This is a genomic window from Bifidobacterium favimelis (genome assembly GCF_037963085.1).
Lineage (GTDB): Bacteria > Actinomycetota > Actinomycetes > Actinomycetales > Bifidobacteriaceae > Bombiscardovia > Bombiscardovia favimelis.
The window spans coordinates 635,877-652,482 of the sequence record NZ_JBANDZ010000001.1; the positions used below are offsets into that span (position 1 = coordinate 635,877).

Consider the following 16,606-nt stretch of genomic DNA (forward strand, 5'->3'; position numbering starts at 1 on the left):
TCCGGGTCAACGGTCTGAGACCGGTCAGTGCAGTTCCCGGTACTTCTCCGTGCTTCCCTTGGAGGTTTCGACAGGGTACTTCAGCTTGGTCTTGGCCAGCTTGTCCAAGACGATTTTGTCCATGTCCAAGCCCATGCATTCGGCCATTTCTATGCAATAGGTGAGAACATCAGCCAACTCGTCCGCCACATGGCCCAGGTCACCGTCTCTGGCCTCATCACCCCACTGATAACATTCGAGCAGCTCAGCCGCCTCGATGCTGATGGAACGGGAGAGGGTCGCGGGGGAGTGGAACCTGTCCCAGTCGCGCTCGCGTGCCGCTTCCATGATTGCTTTTACAGTAGAGTCACTGATCATATCGTCATGATAACCCGCGTGCCTATGACACACGTAGATACATGCTTTCATCTACACTTTTCTGCGGGACGTCCGTGTGACGGCCCGAAGACAACAAAAGGAAGTTGAATATCAAATGACTCACAAGATAATTCTGGACAGCGATCCGGGCCACGATGACGCAGTGGCCATACTTCTCGCCCTCGGAAACCCCAACATCGATCTGCTGGGTGTCACCACTGTCGGGGGCAATCAGAGTCTGGACAAGGTCACATACAATGCCAGGGCGGTCCTTGAGAAGGCCCACGCCACCGATGTGCCCGTCCACGCAGGTTGCGACCGACCCCTGGTCCGCCCCCTTGAAGTGGCGGCTTCCATCCACGGTCAGAGCGGCCTGGACGGTGTCGACCTGCCTGTGCCCACCCGTCCCCTGGATCCCGGCCACGCCGTGGACTGGATCATCGAGACCATCATGGACAACGAGCCCGGCACCATTACGTTGGTGCCCACCGGCCCCCTGACCAACATCGCCATGGCCGCCCGCAAGGAGCCCAGAATCGTGGAGAGGGTCCGCGAGGTCGTCCTTATGGGAGGCGGCTATCATGTTGGCAACTGGAGTCCTGTTGCGGAGTTCAACATCAAGGTGGACCCGGAGGCGGCGCGGGTGGTCTTCAACGCCCCCTGGCCGGTGACCATGGTCGGTCTGGATCTGACCCACCAGGCCCTGTGCACCCCCGAGGTCCAGGAGCGCATCCGGTCCATCGGCACCGACCTGTCAACCTTCGTCAGCGGGCTCATGGACTTCTTCCGCAAGTCCTACAAGGACAATCAGGACTTCGTCGACCCCCCGGTCCACGATCCCTGCACTGTCGCTTATCTGATCGATCCCGATATCGTCAAGACCCGCAGGTGCCCCGTCGACGTGGAAGTCAAGGGGGAGCTGACCACAGGGATGACGGTGGCCGACCTGCGCGGTCCGGAGCCCAGTGCCGAGGAATGCCACACCCAGGTCGCCGTGAAATTGGACTTCGACGGCTTCTGGGATCTCATCGTGGATGCCATCAAGAGGATCGGGTGAATCACGGTGAAGAACGATTCCGAAAATGCCGTCTCCGCGCCCGTGAACGGCGGGGGCAGGTCGATCGTGGCCCTGATGGCGGCACTGATGGCCGCTGTCTTCGCCTTCCAGCTCAATGCCTCCATGCTGTCGCCGGCGCTGACGACGATGGAGCACGAGCTGGGCACGACCAGCTCCCAGATAGGGCTGACGCAGACCGTCTTCTTCACCTCCTGTGCCGTTTTCTCCCTCTTCCTGCCCCGACTGGGTGACCTGGCGGGACGCAAGAAGGTCCTCCTGGGCATGCTGGCCCTGACGGCCCTGGGCTGTGTGATCTCCGCCCTGGCGCCCAATGTGGCGGTGCTGATGGTCGGCCGCGTCATCCAGGGCGTGGCAGGGCCCGTGGTCCCCATGACCCTGATCATGCTCCATGCTGCGGTTACCGAGGAGGCCCGTTATACCAGGCTCATGTCGATCCTGACGGCCGTCAACGGCGGCATCGGCGGGGTGGACGCCCTCCTGGGCGGCTGGCTGGCCGGAACCTTCGGTTTCCGCTCGGTCTTCTGGTTCATGGTGGCAGTGGCCGTGCTGGCCATCGTGCTGGTCTTCTGCTTCGCCGAGGAGAGTCATGCGGCCCAGACCCCAAGGATGGACTGGGCCGGGGTCATCTTCCTGTGCGTGGCCTTCCTCTCGGCCTACCTGGCCATCAATGAGGTCGAGAAACTGGCAGATGCCAACTGGCTCATGGTCCTGGTCGAGATTCTGGTGGCCGCCGTCTTCTTCGTCGTCTTCTGGCAGACGGAGGGGCGCAGCAGGGCACCCATGGTCACGACCACCTATCTCAAGCAGCGCCGCACCTGGGGTCTCCTGCTGACGACCCTGACCACGATGATCGCCGTCTTCGCCATCATGAACGGCATCGTCCCCGCCCTGGCCCAGGATGGCAATATCGGGGCCGGCATGAAGGCCAGCGTGGTCTCCTTCGCCACACTGACCCCATATGCACTGGTCGGGTTGGTCTTCGGACCCGTGGCCGGCATCCTGGCTTCGAGATTCGGATACCGCATGGTTCTCCGGACCGGCCAACTGGTCAGCATCCTAGGGCTTGCCTTCGGTGTCTACGTCTGCTTCCGGCCCAGCATCTGGGGTCTGGTGGTGCTTTCCGTGGTGCTTGGTGTCTCCTACGCTGGAACGGTCAACATCATGCTCAACGGACTGGGAGTGGTCCTGTCCCCTGCGGACAACACCGGGTACCTTCCCGGCCTCAACGCCGGTGCCTTCAATCTCGGCTCCGGCCTCAGCTACGCGGTGCTGTATGCCTTCATGAACTCCTTCTCCGGTTCCGGCGACGGGCGCGGGGGGTATGTGGCCGCCATGGTGGGAGGTGCCGTCCTCATGGCGATCGCACTTCTCTGCTCCCTGCTGATACCCGGCGAGGAGGAAAAGAAGTAATCCGCAAGGTACGAAAGGGTCGCCGGCTGCCCGTTCGGTACCGGCGACCTGACCTTCCACAGGTTCCCTTCCTCCTCCTGACGGCGGGAGGGGACCTGGCCGGGGTCAGACCCGATCCCTTCAGCCGCAGTCCTCACGTTTGACGGTGGAGGGACGGGTCCTTCCTTTTCTCAAGCCTTTTCTCAGGGATGGCCCCTCCTCCCGTGTGAGCCGCCGGGGAAGGTGAGAGTAGACTGATACCGGATATTTTCATGCCGGAGGTGACGATGCGACATTGGCTGAAGAGCCTGCTGAAAAGCGAGACTGTTCTCCTCATAGCCACAGCCATAGCCATCATCTCCTGCTTTCTGGTCCATCCAGACCGCCAATATCTGGGCTACATACACATGAACACGATCACCCAGCTGGGTTCGCTCATGCTGGTGGTCTGCGGCTTTCAACGCATAGGGGTCTTCCACGCAATCGGCGCAGACCTTCTGACGAGGGTCCACACGGTCCGTGGGCTGGCCCTGGTCCTGGTGGCGCTGACCTTCTTCTCCAGCATGTTCATCACCAACGACGTGGCCCTGGTGACCTTCGTCCCCTTCGCGATTGCGGTCCTGATCATGGCCGGCCTGGAGGAGAGGACCTTCCTCGTGGTCACGTTGATGACCGTCGGCGCCAACGTGGGCAGCATGCTCACCCCCATCGGCAACGCCCACAACCTCTATCTGAAGGCCCGTTCGGACATGCCCACCTCCGACTTTCTCATGGCGATGGCCCCATACACCCTGGTCTCGGCCGTCATGCTGGTCCTGGTCTGCTGGTTCGCCTTCGGCAGGGGGCGGGTCTCCAGGCTGGAGCACATGGATGCCGACGACCTGAGGAAGTCCGTGCTGGCACCGAATCCGGATAAGATCCAGCCACAGGTGCGTGAGATGCAACAGGGCGGCAAATGGCGGATCGCCGTCTACCTGTTCCTCTTTGTCGTCTGCCTCCTTGGGGTGGGCAAGGTGATTCCGCAGTGGGCCATGGTGGGCATCGTCGTCCTGACCTTTTTGGCCTGCGACCGCCAGGTCTTCCTCCATGTGGACTGGGGACTCCTGCTGACTTTCGTTGCCTTCTTCATCTTCATCGGGAACGCCCGCCGTCTGCCCGCCTTCTACAACCTGGTCTCCGGCCTGGTCAACGTCCACCCCCTGCTGACTTCCGCCCTGTGCAGCCAGGTGATCAGCAACGTCCCGACGGCCCTCCTGGTCTCCGGATTCTCCGATGCCTGGAAGGACATCATCATCGGGACCAACCTGGGCGGGCTGGGCACCCTGATAGCATCGATGGCCTCACTGGTCTCCTACAAGGCGGTCATCAAGCGGTATCCGACGAAGAAGGGCCGCTACCTGGCCGTCTACACCGCCTGCAACATGGTCTTCCTGGTGGTCCTCCTGGGGATGGCCGTCGTCATCGAATGACTCCGTTTCCGCTTGGGATGGATGACCTCGTGCGGCCGGGGCCTCCCAAGTCTCTCTGGTTCATCAGGGCTGCCCACCGTCTGGCAACCGTTGGTCATGTGTCGAGAAGATGCCCGTGGCTTTCTTCTCCCACCACGCAGCCTGGGGGTGCCCGGACGTGAGCATCGACAATCTGTTGGACATCCTCGGCTGGGTCATCCCCATCCTGCTCAGTGACCTGGTTGGTTGTCCAGGGGTCTGAGCCGCCTGCGTGAGGCGGAGTGTGCCAGGGATGAGGCGCAAGAGGCGCGTGACAGGGCCATGCAGACCGGCCTGCGAACCCTGTTGAGGACAGAGCTGTTGGAGATTCACACCCAGCATGTGGTCCATCATGAACCGATCAGCGTGAGTGTCCAGGATGAGGCCGAACGCGTCTATCGTGCCTACCACGAGTTGGGCGGTAACGGGACTGGGACTATGTTGCATGACCAGATCATGGCCTTGGATGCCTATCAGGACATGTCGGGGGAGAGGCGGTGAGACGCATGCTGGCCGGCTTCTTCATGGTTTTTCCGGCGGTGGCCGCCTGCCTGGGTGTGCTGGCTTTGGCGGCCAGGCTGCTCAAGCCGCTGGCCCTCATGGCCCTGGGCGTGCTTCTCATCACGGCCTGACACACAAACACACATATCGATCATGGCCGCCCCGGGCGGGGCGGCTTTTTTCATGCCCCGGGAGGGGGCGGATTGGAGGTCCGTGATGGCATACGAGCTCATCACCGACAAGGACGCGAAGTGACTGACCAAGGGCAGGCCCTGGAAGATCGCGTCCATCACCATCCACTGGTGGGGGGACCCGGGCACCCGCCCGACGTTCGAGGGGGTGGTCAACACTTTTGTGACGGGTGCCCGGGGCACGTCCGCGCACTACGTGGCGGAGGCGGGCCGCGTGGCCTGCCTGGTGGACCCCGACGACCGCGCCTGGGCGTGCGGCGACGGCATCGGCTGCCGGTCGGGCGGCAACGACTGCTCCATATCGATCGAGTGCAACCCCAGGCAGTCGGACGGGGACTATGAGACGATCGCGGAGCTGGTGCGCGACCTGCGCTCCACCTACGGCGACCTGCCCCTCTACCCGCACAAGCACTGGTCTAACATGGCCTGCCCGGGCACGTACGACCTGGCGCGCATCGACCGCCTGGCACGCGGCCTGCCCGCCGGCAAGCCCGCACCAGCCGCACCGCCGGCAGTCCCCAAGCCGGCACCCGCACCTGCACCCAAGCCTTCCGTGCCGCAGATCGCGGTGGACGGCTCCTGCGGCCCCGCCACGGTCAAGAGATGGCAGCAGGTCATGGGCACGCAGGCGGACGGGGTGGTCTCCGGGCAGGTGGAGCCCGACGGGCGCACCTACGCCAGGCCAAGCCTGGCCTCCTGCACGTATGGAGGGTACGGCAGTCAGCTCATCCGCGCCGTGCAGGCCAGGCTGGGCCTGGCCCGGGACGGGCTGCTGGGTCCGGCCACCATCCGCGCCATCCAGGCGCATCTGGGGGTGGTGCAGGACGGCAGTTTCGGGCCCGCGACCGTCAGGGCCCTCCAGGCCCGGCTCAACCAAGGAACCTTCTGAAAGGATGGATGACACCATGACAGACAGCGATCCCATGCCCGAGCATGCCTCGGACCAGCCTGGTTACACGCCGGTCTTCCCCGACGCGGTGCGCACCGCCATCTACGTGCTCGGCCTGATTGCCTCCATCACCGGCCTGGGCTTCATGTGCTTCGTCCACCCCGAGATCGGCGGCTTCATCTCGACCGCAGCAGGAGCCCTCACCGCCGGCTTCGGCGTCGCCTACAACCCCGTAAGACTCGCAGGCAAGTAGACGAGGTTTGAGGGTAGGGCAGGTATGACACCTGCCCTACCCTCAAATGGCGAACGATTCCATCTGATTATAGGGATTGTTTGGTGGTGAAGCGCTCGACGTCGTATGGGAGGAACTCACCTGACTCGCTCTCCTCCTTGGTTGTGAGTTCAACATAGTGAGCATTCAGTCTTGTTGCTTTGTATTTTTCGATTTGGTTTTCGGGGATTAACCCTGCCTGCCGGAAGACTGTGACCAGTGATTCAACGTAAGATACGAGCAGGGTCGGATCAAGCCATAGGATTGCATCGTTCAGCGCGTCGACAGAACCGTCTTCTGCGCGAGTGGAGTAACGGAAGCGGGTGCCATGCGGGTCTAACCCATTGAAGAAGCCTATGAAGTCGCTTATTTCTGAAATCTGATCCTCGGGGAGTTTCCGTCGGCATACCGGTTCTGCGGACTTCCATAATTTCTGCAGCATGTGTATCTTTTTCGGGTTTCTTCCTTGAGAGGTCAGCGTGCTCTTCAAAGTGAGTTCGACCACGTGTCTGCTGAGGAAAAGCAAAGGCATTGCTGTCAGGGACTTGCTTTTAAACATCCTTTCGACAACGTCCTCTTGTTCGGCGCACTTGAGAGCCACATCTCGCACGGCTTCCAAGGCGTTAAGATATGAGTCTATTAGCTCGGCTTGCTCAACAGTGCGCTGTTCTTTCTCGGCGCGGAACATGGGGGCCATGGACGTGTGGATCAGCTTCTTGACATCTGGGTCATTAAAACCACTCACTGATTTGCGGATTATCTTTGCCCGCTGGAATTTGGGGAAACTCGCGTTTTGCATAACCTAATTCTATTCAACGCGCCCTCGCCCCGGGAGACCGGAGCGGGGGCGACTTTTTTTATTGCGTCAAAGTATATCACTGGTATGCTCATGAGCATACCAGTGATATACTTTGATTCGTGGGTGGTTATGGGAAAGAACGAAGAAGGAAGGGGAAGCGCGATGCCCCGTTGCCTGCTATGACCCCCCCCAGCACCCTATAAGCCGCCAGATAGAGTTAACTGGGAAAGCAGAATATTTCAAGCCTATTACACGGTTAACTTCATCTCCGATGCAGCGTCCTATAACAATAGGATAGTTGCTTTTACCATGGGGTTGTATTTACCCAGTGAATATGACGACAATCACAGAGGAAGATGTCTTTACCGCATTGATTGCGCGAAGCCCGAACCGGATTTACATGTTCACGAGTTTAACCCAGAGTCCTCTTTGTCCGACAATAGGGGTTTAAAACGGAAGCTGGCAGATATTCCTAATGACGGAACAGGGAGATTGTTTGTAAACGAAGAGTTCTATATATGCCAGAAGAAATTGCTTGAGAACGCATCAGTTATCTGTGAAAGGTGGTTCGCAGAGATATGACACCGAAAGTAAATGTCGAAGCGATAATGGAAACCCAGAGGTATCTGAGTGATCCGAAGAGCAAGCGAATACTGGATTGGTTTCATTATACACCCTCGACGCCCATTGTCGCGGTTGAAGAGTCAGAGAAAGTGAAGAGCGTTTTCGAGCGGGTATCAGACACGGGATCCGATTTTGTCTTGCTGTGCGTCTTATACCCAAATCGACAGACTTTCACAGGGAAGTATCCCCGTGTCATGGTTGTGGGTTTCAAGCAAATGACCGAAAGGCAATGCGATAAAGAGCATCACAATGAAGAGGTAATGACTAGCAGCAAGATTTCAGATTCCGACATCGGTATGCTTGTTTCTTACCTGAAGGAGAAATCATCTCACGCGGTTTTGCTGACAGAATTTGCTCTTACAGGGAAAAATGTAGCATCGCTGGCTATGGCATCCTGCTGATTTAAACGGGTGTTGTCAGGTATTGTCGTGCCCGAGTTCCCCGGAAATACCGGAAAGCACGTTTCATTCTCTGGTATGTTCTGACTGGTGCGCTAATGTCAACATGTACACAGAGCCTGTCTAGTACCGGTGATGTTGAGTAGTTTTAAGGTGTCATGCCGTTTCCCCGGCCGGACTGATTCGACACGGCATGACACCTACCAGCTTGGTCAGTCGTCGGGGAAGTGCCATTCGTATCCGTAGGCCCGGTGGGTGCTTCTGTCTCCGCGTGCCGCACGGCTGATTCCTGACAGGGTGGCGCTCAGGTCCCCGTCCTTGTGCCCCTCGCCGTGGGCGATGAGGTCGGCGGCGGCTTCGGTCAGGCTGTGCCAGGTGCTTGCCGAGGATGCCACTAAGATGGCAGGCACGAGGAAGGGCTGATATGGACAAGACGGCAGAAGAGACGTACGGGGAGATAGGGATAGACGGCAGGGCTGCGTCAATCCTCCCTGAGCTCGATTACATCACGCTCCTGGGGGCCTCCGTCTACTGCTTCGACCGCTGCCAGTCTTTCATCGTCGAGCTGCTGCGGTCCCAAGGGTGCGTCAATCTCGATTGGTGGAAGCTCACCGACCAGACGGCAGGCATGATATGCGACGATGTGAATCATCATCTTGATGATAAGAGTTATATAAATCCTAAGTTGCATGACGATTTTCAGGATCTCTGCCATCGGCGGGATCGTATCATCCATGCTTTCCCATGTACTGATGAGGAGACCGGGGAGCAATACCTGCGAACCAAGGTGAAGGCGACGGCCAGGAATCACGCCGAAGCGAACAAGCAGTTCCCGATTACCCGTGATTATATGACTCAATTTATCGAGAAGGTGACAGATTTCGAATACCGTCTGGATGATGTAAGGACTCAAATGATAGTGCATAAAGACTATAAGTGATAAGACCCATGCCCAACTATCCCGGTGACATCAGCCAGTACCCCGACCACAGGAGCGACCGACCAGCGTCAGCCGACCTCAAAGCCCAGGTCACCACACTCCTCCACAAGCACCTCGACCAGGTCATCGACCAGGAGCACCAGCCAGGCCTCACACCGGCAGAGCGACAGCACCTCGCCGACCTGCACAGGCAGATCCGCCAAGACCTCGACACCGTCAGATACCAGACCAAAGAAAGCACCCTCAGAGCAGTCTGGCGCAAATACAAGACTCGCCGGTGGTACTCGTTTTGCCAATTATGGGTCACACATGGGTCACACATGCGGGTTTTCAAGTGCTGTATAGGGTTAAAGGAATAGCCCTGCTTCTCAGTGGGGAGTAGGGCTTTTGCTGGTGACCCCGGCGAGATTCGAACTCGCGACCTACAGATTAGAAGTCAGTTGCTCTATCCAGCTGAGCTACGGGGCCAAACCCCATCATTATACGCACCCGGTCCCTCCCTGCGTGCCGGTGTGGCCTTCAGCGGCGAATGACCGCGTCCGGCATTGAGTCCTGCGGATTTCGTGCTTATAATTGTGATATTCGCCACAGAGGGCGGAGGCCGGTCCTGCCGCAGTGTTGAGGTGGGACTGGAGTCGCTGATGATTGCAAGAGGATGAGAGGTCCTGAAAATGGTCGAAGGAGTTTCCATAGGGTGGTGGGCCGCCTTGATAGGCCTTGCCCTCGCCATCGTACTGATTCTGAAAAAGGTCAACGCAACTTATGCCCTCCTCCTGGGTGCGGTGGTGGGCTGCCTGATCGGCGGTGCCTCACTGCCCAAGACGGTCGATGTGATCGTCGCCGGCGGACAAAGCGTCATGGGCACGATCGTGAGGGTCCTGGCCGCAGGCGTCCTGGCCGGGGTGATGATGGAGTCCGGTGCGGCCAACCGCATAGCCCAGACCATCGTCGACAAGCTGGGCGAGGGCCTGGCCATCCTTTCACTGGCCCTGGCAACCATGATCATCTGCGCGGTCGGTGTCTTCATCCCCGTGGCGGTTCTGATCGTCGCGCCGATTGCCATGCAGGTGGGGGAGAGGCTGAAGATCTCCAAGCTGGCCCTCCTCGTGGCCCTGTCCGGAGGCGGAAAGGCCGGCAACATCATCTCCCCCAACCCGAACACGATCGCCGTGGCCTCGGGCTTCAACATCCAACCCTCCCAGGTCATGATCGGCAGCTTCATCCCAGCCGTCTTCGGCCTGGCCATGGCCGTGTTCCTGGCCACCATCCTGCGCGGGCGGGGGGCCATGCCCACTGCCATCGATGCCGGTGAGGACGGGCAGGCCAAGAAGGACGACAAGGAACTGCCCTCCATCGGCCGTTCCCTGGTGGCCCCGATCATCGCCGTGGTCCTTCTCCTCATCAACCCCATCGGGAGCATGCTCCACATCTCCCTCCTGACAAAATTCCAGGTCGATGCCATGTACATCCTCCCCCTGGCGGCCATCATCGGCCTCCTGGCCATGGGACAGGGCAAGCACATCCTCGACTACACCAAGTCGGGCCTCCAGCGGATGACCGACGTGGTCCTCATCCTGGTGGGCGCAGGTGCCATCGGCGGTCTGATCACCAACTCCGACCTGGCAGCCCAGATCGTTCGTCTGATCAAGGCCTGGGGCGTTTCCGGGTCCCTCCTGGCCCCGCTGGCAGGCATCCTCATGGCCGCGGCCACAGCCTCCACCTCGACGGGCGTCATCCTCGGCTCCAAGTCCTTCGGATCGGCCATCCTGGACTTCGGCGTCACCCCGACAGCGGCCGCTGTCACCATGCAGGCGGGTGCCACGGTCATCGACCATCTTCCCCACGGCAACTACTTCCACGTCACGGCCAACGCCATGAAGATGACGGTGGGCGAGCGTATGAAGAGCGTCCTCTTCGAGAGCCTGGTCGGTCTGACCATGACGGTGGTGGCCGTCATCTTCTACGCCATTTTCTGATTCCGAACACACGAGCAGTCGGATCGGCGGTCCTTCAGGGCCGGATGGGATGATTAGGCTCCCGTCCGGCCACCTGTCCCGCCGTATCCTGCAGAATGAAACGAGGTTGACATGAAGATCATCATCGCACCCGACTCCTTCAAGGGGTGCATGACAGCCAAGGACGCGGCCGAGGCCATCAGGGAGGGACTCACCAGGGTCCTGCCGGATGCCGAATACGACCTGGTCCCCATGGCCGACGGAGGTGAGGGGACGGTCCAGTCCCTTGTGGATGCCACCGGCGGCAGTCTTGAACAGGCCCAGGTGACCGGCCCACTGGGCAAGCCGGTGACGGCTTCCTATGGCATCCTGGGCCCACAGGTTGGTGACCTGGGAGGTGAAAGCGACGGGTCCGGCAGCGTCCCGACGACCGGGGGCAAGGGCGGTATGGCCGTCATCGAGATGGCCGAGGCCAGTGGGATCGGCTATGTGGACGAGACCACCAAGAACCCCTGGATCACCACCACCTACGGGACCGGTGAGCTCATGCGCAAGGCCCTTGACCAGGGTGTGCACACCATCATCCTGGGCATAGGCGGCAGCGCCACCAATGATGGTGGGGCCGGGATGGCCCAGGCCCTGGGAGCCCGCCTCCTCGACAAGGACGGAAAGGAGCTCGGACCCGGCGGGGGAGCCCTGGCTGACCTGTCCTCGATCGACATCTCCGGTCTCGATCCCCGTCTTGCCCAGGTCAAGGTCCTCATCGCCTCCGATGTGACCAACCCCCTGGTGGGCGCCACCGGGGCCTCTGCCGTCTTCGGGCCCCAAAAGGGGGCCACTCCGGAGATGATCGAGCGCCTGGATGCCAACCTGACCCATTACGCCGATGTGATCGCCCGTGATGTGGGCCGCCAGGTGGCCCATGTGCCGGGTGCAGGTGGCGCAGGCGGGTTGGGGGCAGGCCTCCTGGCCTTCACCAACGCCAGCATGGATTCCGGGGTGACCATAGTCTCCAGGACCGTCCGCCTGGCGCAGAGGGCCGCCGATGCCGACATCTGCTTCACCGGAGAGGGTGGAATCGACTTCCAGACCCAGTACGGCAAGACCCCCATGGGGGTGGCCCAGTGCGTCAAGAAGGCCAATCCCCGGATAGCCGTCGTGGCCCTGGCAGGCAACGTGGGTGATGAGATAGGCGACCTCTACAACCTGGGGATCGATGCCATCTTCCCAATCCTGCCCGGTGTGTCCACCCTGGAGACGGCCTTGAGCGCCGGAAGGGCGAACCTGGCAAGAAGCGCCGAAAACGTCGGCCGGCTGGTCAAGGTCGTCCGCAGGCAGGCCTAGCCGTCAATCCCCTTGTTCCATACCCTTCATGGCCTCCTCCAGGCGGGAGGCCATGAAGACGGGGGTCATCCCGTAGCGCTCCCGCAGCTGGCCCACGGGAACCCGGTCGTTGAATTCCCGTGCCGGGCCGAAGTTGATCACATGGAGGGGGGAGGATCCGAAATATGAGGCTATCCTCTGTCCCCATCCTCCCTCTACCTGGCCGTCCTCCAAGGTGGCTACGAGGCGGTGGTCCTTCCCAAGGCCTTCCAGGGTGTCATCATCCATGAGGGAATATTGGCCGGGATCGACCAGTGTCGGGGCCCTGCCTGTCCTCTCGGTCAGGATCGCGGCTGTGGCGCGGGCCAGGGGGAGGGTGTCGCCCAGGGCCAGAAGGGCCACCCCCTGCCCGGATTGAAGGGTGCGGTAGTGTTCCCAATGCCCGCCGTCGAAGGTTCCGTCCGCGACTGGGGCCTTGGGGTATTCACCTGTCAGGGTGCCCTGTCTGCGCTCATAGGCCAGGGTCAGTTCGCCGGGCACGCGGATCACGACGGGCCGATGTGCCGGGCCGGTGGCCCAGGCCAGCATGGACAGGAAGTCGGCCGCCCCGGTGGGGGCCAGGCAGGTCAACCCGGGGATGCTGGTCATCATGGCGATGTCGCTGACGCCGGAATGGGTCACGTCAGTGCCGGAAATGCCGGTTGAGAAGTTCAGAAGCGTCACGGCGCTGCCGTTCAGGGCCATCTCTTGTTCGATCTGGTCGTAGGCGCGCTGGAAGAAGGTGGAGGAGGTGGCCACGACAGGGTGCCCGCCTGCCCTGGCCATGCCGGCTGCCAGCGCCACGGCGTTGGATTCGGTGATTCCCACATCCATGAAGTGGCTCCCCGCCTGTCTGCGGAATTCCGGGTCGATTCCGTTGGACAGGGCCGTCGCGGGTGATATGACGACCAGGCCGGGCTCGTCAGCGAAGCGCCTCTGGAGGGCCTGCATGGCCAGACGGCCGTAAGTCTTGCGCGAGTTGGGAAGGTTGCCGACGCTGGAGCGGGCATCCTCCCAATGATTGCCTTCCACCCTCCCTTCGGCCGGTGTCCCTTCGAGGAGACCGGAGCCGGACCTCCGGCCATGGCCCAGACCCAGCCCCTTCCGGGTGTGAATGTGGATCAGGATGGGATGGTCGATGTCCTTTGCCGCCTCGAAGGCGTCGATGAGGGAGCCCAGGTCGTTCCCTTCCTCCACGTAGCGGTAGTCCAGGCCCAGGTCCCTGAAGGGGTTCATGGCTGACCTGCCGCCGCTCCGCCTCAAGGCCGCCAGGGACCGGTAGAGGCCGCCATGGTTCTCTGCGATGGACATCTCGTTGTCATTGAGGATGACGATCAGGTTGCCACCTTGTTCGGCCGCCCAATCCAGTCCCTCGAAGGCCGGGCCGCTGCTCAGGGAGCCGTCCCCGATGAAGGCGACGACATTGCCGTCGTCCCCGGTCAGGTCCCTCATGCGGGCCAGCCCGCAGGCCAGGGAGATGGAGGTGCCGGTATGACCCAGCATGAAGTCGTCATAGGGGGATTCTTCGGGGCAGGTGAACCCGGAGACCGTCCCGTACAGGGAGGGGTCGGTGAAGGCCCGTCTGCGCCCGGTCAGGATCTTGTGGGTGTACGCCTGGTGGGAGACGTCGAAGACGATGTGGTCATGATGAGGCGGGTTGAAGACCCTGTGGAGGGCGATGATGGGCTCCACGGTGGCCAGGTTGGACCCCACATGCCCACCGTGGGCGCCGCAGTATTCGATGAGGACGGCACGGATCTCAGCCGCCAGCCCCTCGAGCTCCTCCCTGTCCAGACACTTGACGTCTTCGGGTCCGTCGATCCGTTCGAGGATTGTGCCCATGCCTGCTATCGCCTGTCTTCCTGGCTCCTGGCCGTTCCGGCATTCCTGCCCCTGTTACCCTGTGACCGCTCGATTCTATCCGTTTGCCGGAGGACGATTCGCTCAGGGGCCGATTGTTTACCAGGCCCTGCCGTTTCGTCCATGAGACTTTCACGATTGCCTGTCCGTATGCCGTGTCCAGCATCTTGCGCTCCCGTCTTTTGCGTACTATCGGAGGTGACCAACGATGGAGGACCATATGGCTGAAGAAAAGGGGAGGCAGGCCCAGGTCGCCGTGATCATGGGGTCTGCCAGCGACTGGGAGACGATGCGCAAGGCCTGTGAGGTGCTTGACAGGTTCCATGTGGCTTATGACAAACGGGTGATTTCCGCACACAGGACTCCTGGTCTTATGGCTGACTTCGCCCGTGAAGCCCGCTCTCGGGGAATCAAGGTGATCATCGCCGGGGCCGGCGGGGCAGCCCACCTGCCGGGTATGGTGGCCGCCCAGACCACCCTGCCCGTCATCGGAGTCCCGGTCAGATCGCACGCCCTCAGCGGGATGGACTCCCTCCTGTCCATCGTCCAGATGCCGGCGGGGATCCCCGTGGCCACCACGGCCATCGGTCCCGCAGGTGCCACAAACGCCGGGCTCCTGGCCGTCTCCATGCTCTCCCTGGTTGACGGCCGTCTGGCCGGGGACCTGGAGGAATACCGGCGGGAGTTGGCCGCCGGGGTGGAGGAGTCCAATGCCGAGCTTGTCTGAAGAGACCTCCGGCAGGAGGGAGATGCTCCAGCCCGGCGACGTCATCGGCATCGTCGGAGGGGGCCAACTGGGACGGATGATGGCCCTCAGCGCCCGTTATCACGGATTGCGCATAGGTGTCCTGGATCCTGTCCCCGACTGCCCGGCGGCGCAGGTGGCGGATTTCCAGATCGTGGCCGGGTACGAGGACAGATCGGCCATAGGGGAGTTGGCCGACCGCAGCGACGTGCTCACCTACGAGTTCGAAAATGTGGATGCCGACGCCCTCGACGGGGTCAGGGGGCGGGTGGCCATCCCCCAAGGGACGGACCTGCTCCGGGTCACCCAGGACAGGGTCGATGAGAAGACCTTCATCAACGGACACGGGATCGCCACCGCACCCTGGAGGCAGGTGGACGACCTGGACCAACTGGATAGGGCGGCGGGGGAGTTGGGATACCCCTGCGTCCTCAAGACCAGGAGGGGGGGATATGACGGCCATGGACAGGTCATCCTGCGGTCCCGGGATGACCTCTCCATGGCCGCCGTCCGGTCCGGCGGCGGAGGAAAGACCGGAGCCTTCCCTCCCTCGATCCTGGAGGGGCTGGTCCCCTTCGACTACGAGGCCTCCATCCTCGTGGCCGGGAATGGGGCGGATTACGTCACCTTCCCCGTGGTCCGCAACGAGCACCGGCACAACATCCTCCACATGACGCTGGCCCCCGCAGCCATGCCCGAAAGCACGGCCGACCGGGCCAGGCAGCTGGCCATCACGCTGGCTCATGGCTTTGAATTGGCAGGAACCCTGGCCATCGAACTCTTTGTCATGCCGGACGGGGGACTGGTCGTCAACGAGCTTGCCCCCCGTCCGCACAACTCCGGGCACTACACGATCGAAGCCTGTTCCATCGACCAGTTCGACGCACATGTACGGGGAATCTCCGGCTGGCCCCTGCCCGTCCCCCGCCTGCTGAGCCCGGCGGTCATGGTCAACGTCCTAGGGCAGCATGTGGCCCCGGTCCGTGCCCAGATGGGTCGCCATCCCGAATGGAACGTCCATGACTACGGCAAGGCGGAAATTCGACGGGATCGCAAGATGGGCCATGTGACCGTGCTGACCGACGATCCGGTCGCCGCCGCCGGGCAGTTGGAGGCCAGCGGCTGTTGGAAGGATCAGGAGTGAACCCCCGAGTCTGCCGACCCCCGGTCCCTTCCGTCCCGGCCGATTCCCACAGCTGACAGGTATGGTTTTTACGCCTGCGGTGGGGTATGGTGAGAGTCGATCATGACGGAAGGCCTGATATGAGTGAGCGTGAGTCTCGGCACACCTGGCAGAAGGATGTCATAAGGCAGGTGTTGGAGTCGGAGGATGACTTCCTGTCAGCGCAAAGACTGCACAGCCTCCTGGCCCAATCGGGCGAGAAGATCGGTCTGGCCACTGTCTACCGGCATCTGTCGGCCATGCATGAGTCCGGGGCTGTGGACTGCATCCAACATCACGGCGTCAACCTCTACCGCCTGTGCAGCGCCCAGCGCCACCACCATCACCACCTGGTCTGCGAATCCTGCGGGAAGACCGTCGAAATCGAGCCCCCCGATGACAAGTGGCTGCATTCTGTCGCGGCCTCACAGGGATTCACGGTCTCATCCCACACCCTGGAAGTATACGGACTCTGCCCGGACTGCCAGAAGCTCTCCTGATTCCAAAACCGGGCCCGACGCAGAGGCGGCAGGGCCCGCGACATCCACTGCGGGGGAAGCGGGGATGTCGCGCAGACTCACGCAGGTGCGAAATCTCA

Annotated in this window: 20 protein-coding genes and 1 tRNA gene; 15 read left to right on the plus strand and 6 right to left on the minus strand. The window is 61.5% G+C overall.

All coding sequences use genetic code 11. The annotated features are described in order from the left end of the window. Window positions 1-24 precede the first annotated feature (24 nt). The gene (locus V6584_RS02555; RefSeq protein ID WP_340468857.1) at window positions 25-357 is read right to left on the minus strand and encodes a nucleotide pyrophosphohydrolase; all 333 of its coding nucleotides are present in this window, start codon (window positions 355-357) and stop codon (window positions 25-27) included. A 115-nt stretch (window positions 358-472) separates the two neighbouring features. Here V6584_RS02555 and uriH point away from each other — a divergent pair, with 115 nt between their 5' ends. The 8 genes from uriH (at window position 473) to V6584_RS02595 (ending at window position 6,145) form a co-directional block, all read left to right on the plus strand. Next, on the plus strand, window positions 473-1,414 hold the full coding sequence (gene uriH / locus V6584_RS02560; RefSeq protein ID WP_340468858.1) for a uridine-preferring nucleoside hydrolase UriH: 942 nt from the start codon (window positions 473-475) through the stop codon (window positions 1,412-1,414). Between the two features lie 6 nt (window positions 1,415-1,420). Then, window positions 1,421-2,845: a uridine transporter UriT gene (gene uriT / locus V6584_RS02565; protein ID WP_455423817.1), complete on the plus strand. Its 1,425-nt coding sequence runs from the start codon at window positions 1,421-1,423 to the stop codon at window positions 2,843-2,845. A gap of 266 nt (window positions 2,846-3,111) precedes the next feature. Next, window positions 3,112-4,293: an SLC13 family permease gene (locus V6584_RS02570; RefSeq protein ID WP_340468859.1), complete on the plus strand. Its 1,182-nt coding sequence runs from the start codon at window positions 3,112-3,114 to the stop codon at window positions 4,291-4,293. Between the two features lie 109 nt (window positions 4,294-4,402). Continuing rightward, window positions 4,403-4,534 (plus strand): hypothetical protein, encoded by a 132-nt coding sequence (locus V6584_RS02575; protein ID WP_340486164.1) that lies wholly within the window; start codon window positions 4,403-4,405, stop codon window positions 4,532-4,534. Then, complete coding sequence (locus V6584_RS02580) at window positions 4,519-4,812, plus strand: hypothetical protein (RefSeq protein WP_340468860.1); 294 nt, start codon at window positions 4,519-4,521, stop codon at window positions 4,810-4,812. The genes V6584_RS02575 and V6584_RS02580 overlap by 16 nt, the downstream gene beginning before the upstream one ends. Continuing rightward, entirely contained in the window at window positions 4,809-4,943 is a 135-nt protein-coding gene (locus V6584_RS02585; protein WP_340468861.1) for a hypothetical protein, read from the plus strand. Before V6584_RS02580 ends, V6584_RS02585 begins: the two co-directional genes overlap by 4 nt. Window positions 4,944-5,100: 157 nt before the next feature. Continuing rightward, window positions 5,101-5,892 (plus strand): N-acetylmuramoyl-L-alanine amidase, encoded by a 792-nt coding sequence (locus V6584_RS02590; RefSeq protein ID WP_340469710.1) that lies wholly within the window; start codon window positions 5,101-5,103, stop codon window positions 5,890-5,892. 16 nt (window positions 5,893-5,908) lie between these two features. Next, window positions 5,909-6,145, plus strand: a complete 237-nt coding sequence (locus tag V6584_RS02595; RefSeq protein WP_340468862.1) for a hypothetical protein — start codon at window positions 5,909-5,911, stop codon at window positions 6,143-6,145. 67 nt (window positions 6,146-6,212) lie between these two features. Here V6584_RS02595 and V6584_RS02600 read toward each other — a convergent pair whose 3' ends face one another. Beyond that, a complete protein-coding gene (locus tag V6584_RS02600) occupies window positions 6,213-6,962 on the minus strand; it encodes a HEPN domain-containing protein (RefSeq protein WP_340468863.1) in 750 nt (249 codons plus the stop codon). Between the two features lie 578 nt (window positions 6,963-7,540). Between V6584_RS02600 and V6584_RS02605 the strand changes: the two genes are divergently transcribed. Next, window positions 7,541-7,987, plus strand: coding sequence for a hypothetical protein (locus tag V6584_RS02605; RefSeq protein ID WP_340468865.1), 447 nt, complete (start codon window positions 7,541-7,543; stop codon window positions 7,985-7,987). Window positions 7,988-8,196: 209 nt separating this feature from the next. Here the strand turns inward: V6584_RS02605 and V6584_RS02610 are convergent, their stop codons facing one another. Continuing rightward, window positions 8,197-8,394 carry a hypothetical protein gene (locus V6584_RS02610; protein WP_340468866.1) on the minus strand — a complete coding sequence of 66 codons (198 nt, stop codon included), beginning with the start codon at window positions 8,392-8,394 and terminating at the stop codon, window positions 8,197-8,199. Window positions 8,395-8,408: 14 nt separating this feature from the next. Here V6584_RS02610 and V6584_RS02615 point away from each other — a divergent pair, with 14 nt between their 5' ends. Next, window positions 8,409-8,924, plus strand: a complete 516-nt coding sequence (locus V6584_RS02615) for a hypothetical protein (RefSeq protein ID WP_340468868.1) — start codon at window positions 8,409-8,411, stop codon at window positions 8,922-8,924. A gap of 68 nt (window positions 8,925-8,992) precedes the next feature. Here V6584_RS02615 and V6584_RS02620 read toward each other — a convergent pair whose 3' ends face one another. Together V6584_RS02620 and V6584_RS02625 are read right to left on the minus strand one after the other, a co-directional pair. Continuing rightward, window positions 8,993-9,127, minus strand: a complete 135-nt coding sequence (locus tag V6584_RS02620) for a hypothetical protein (protein WP_340468869.1) — start codon at window positions 9,125-9,127, stop codon at window positions 8,993-8,995. 188 nt (window positions 9,128-9,315) lie between these two features. After that, a tRNA-Arg gene (locus V6584_RS02625) sits at window positions 9,316-9,392 on the minus strand. A gap of 203 nt (window positions 9,393-9,595) precedes the next feature. Here V6584_RS02625 and V6584_RS02630 point away from each other — a divergent pair. Together V6584_RS02630 and V6584_RS02635 are read left to right on the plus strand one after the other, a co-directional pair. Beyond that, window positions 9,596-10,900 carry a GntP family permease gene (locus V6584_RS02630; protein ID WP_340468870.1) on the plus strand — a complete coding sequence of 435 codons (1,305 nt, stop codon included), beginning with the start codon at window positions 9,596-9,598 and terminating at the stop codon, window positions 10,898-10,900. 111 nt (window positions 10,901-11,011) lie between these two features. Then, a complete protein-coding gene (locus V6584_RS02635; RefSeq protein WP_340468872.1) occupies window positions 11,012-12,223 on the plus strand; it encodes a glycerate kinase family protein in 1,212 nt (403 codons plus the stop codon). Between the two features lie 3 nt (window positions 12,224-12,226). Here the strand turns inward: V6584_RS02635 and V6584_RS02640 are convergent, their stop codons facing one another. Then, window positions 12,227-14,083, minus strand: coding sequence for a 1-deoxy-D-xylulose-5-phosphate synthase (locus tag V6584_RS02640; RefSeq protein ID WP_340468874.1), 1,857 nt, complete (start codon window positions 14,081-14,083; stop codon window positions 12,227-12,229). 238 nt (window positions 14,084-14,321) lie between these two features. Between V6584_RS02640 and purE the strand changes: the two genes are divergently transcribed. From purE to V6584_RS02655, 3 genes are all read left to right on the plus strand, one after another. Further along, window positions 14,322-14,828 carry a 5-(carboxyamino)imidazole ribonucleotide mutase gene (gene purE, locus V6584_RS02645; RefSeq protein ID WP_340468875.1) on the plus strand — a complete coding sequence of 169 codons (507 nt, stop codon included), beginning with the start codon at window positions 14,322-14,324 and terminating at the stop codon, window positions 14,826-14,828. Beyond that, on the plus strand, window positions 14,812-15,990 hold the full coding sequence (gene purK / locus V6584_RS02650; RefSeq protein ID WP_340468876.1) for a 5-(carboxyamino)imidazole ribonucleotide synthase: 1,179 nt from the start codon (window positions 14,812-14,814) through the stop codon (window positions 15,988-15,990). The genes purE and purK overlap by 17 nt, the downstream gene beginning before the upstream one ends. Window positions 15,991-16,109: 119 nt before the next feature. Next, a complete protein-coding gene (locus tag V6584_RS02655) occupies window positions 16,110-16,508 on the plus strand; it encodes a Fur family transcriptional regulator (protein ID WP_340468877.1) in 399 nt (132 codons plus the stop codon). Window positions 16,509-16,606: the final 98 nt, after the last annotated feature.

Bases quoted from the DNA above. Each gene is read 5' to 3' on its own strand.
- V6584_RS02555 (WP_340468857.1), bottom strand. From the start codon at position 357: ATGATCAGTGACTCTACTGTAAAAGCAATCATGGAAGCGGCACGCGAG.
- uriH (WP_340468858.1), top strand. From the start codon at position 473: ATGACTCACAAGATAATTCTGGACAGCGATCCGGGCCACGATGACGCA.
- V6584_RS02570 (WP_340468859.1), top strand. From the start codon at position 3,112: ATGCGACATTGGCTGAAGAGCCTGCTGAAAAGCGAGACTGTTCTCCTC.
- V6584_RS02575 (WP_340486164.1), top strand. From the start codon at position 4,403: ATGCCCGTGGCTTTCTTCTCCCACCACGCAGCCTGGGGGTGCCCGGAC.
- V6584_RS02595 (WP_340468862.1), top strand. From the start codon at position 5,909: ATGACAGACAGCGATCCCATGCCCGAGCATGCCTCGGACCAGCCTGGT.
- V6584_RS02600 (WP_340468863.1), bottom strand. From the start codon at position 6,962: ATGCAAAACGCGAGTTTCCCCAAATTCCAGCGGGCAAAGATAATCCGC.
- V6584_RS02605 (WP_340468865.1), top strand. From the start codon at position 7,541: ATGACACCGAAAGTAAATGTCGAAGCGATAATGGAAACCCAGAGGTAT.
- V6584_RS02615 (WP_340468868.1), top strand. From the start codon at position 8,409: ATGGACAAGACGGCAGAAGAGACGTACGGGGAGATAGGGATAGACGGC.
- V6584_RS02630 (WP_340468870.1), top strand. From the start codon at position 9,596: ATGGTCGAAGGAGTTTCCATAGGGTGGTGGGCCGCCTTGATAGGCCTT.
- V6584_RS02635 (WP_340468872.1), top strand. From the start codon at position 11,012: ATGAAGATCATCATCGCACCCGACTCCTTCAAGGGGTGCATGACAGCC.
- V6584_RS02640 (WP_340468874.1), bottom strand. From the start codon at position 14,083: ATGGGCACAATCCTCGAACGGATCGACGGACCCGAAGACGTCAAGTGT.
- purE (WP_340468875.1), top strand. From the start codon at position 14,322: ATGGCTGAAGAAAAGGGGAGGCAGGCCCAGGTCGCCGTGATCATGGGG.
- purK (WP_340468876.1), top strand. From the start codon at position 14,812: ATGCCGAGCTTGTCTGAAGAGACCTCCGGCAGGAGGGAGATGCTCCAG.
- V6584_RS02655 (WP_340468877.1), top strand. From the start codon at position 16,110: ATGAGTGAGCGTGAGTCTCGGCACACCTGGCAGAAGGATGTCATAAGG.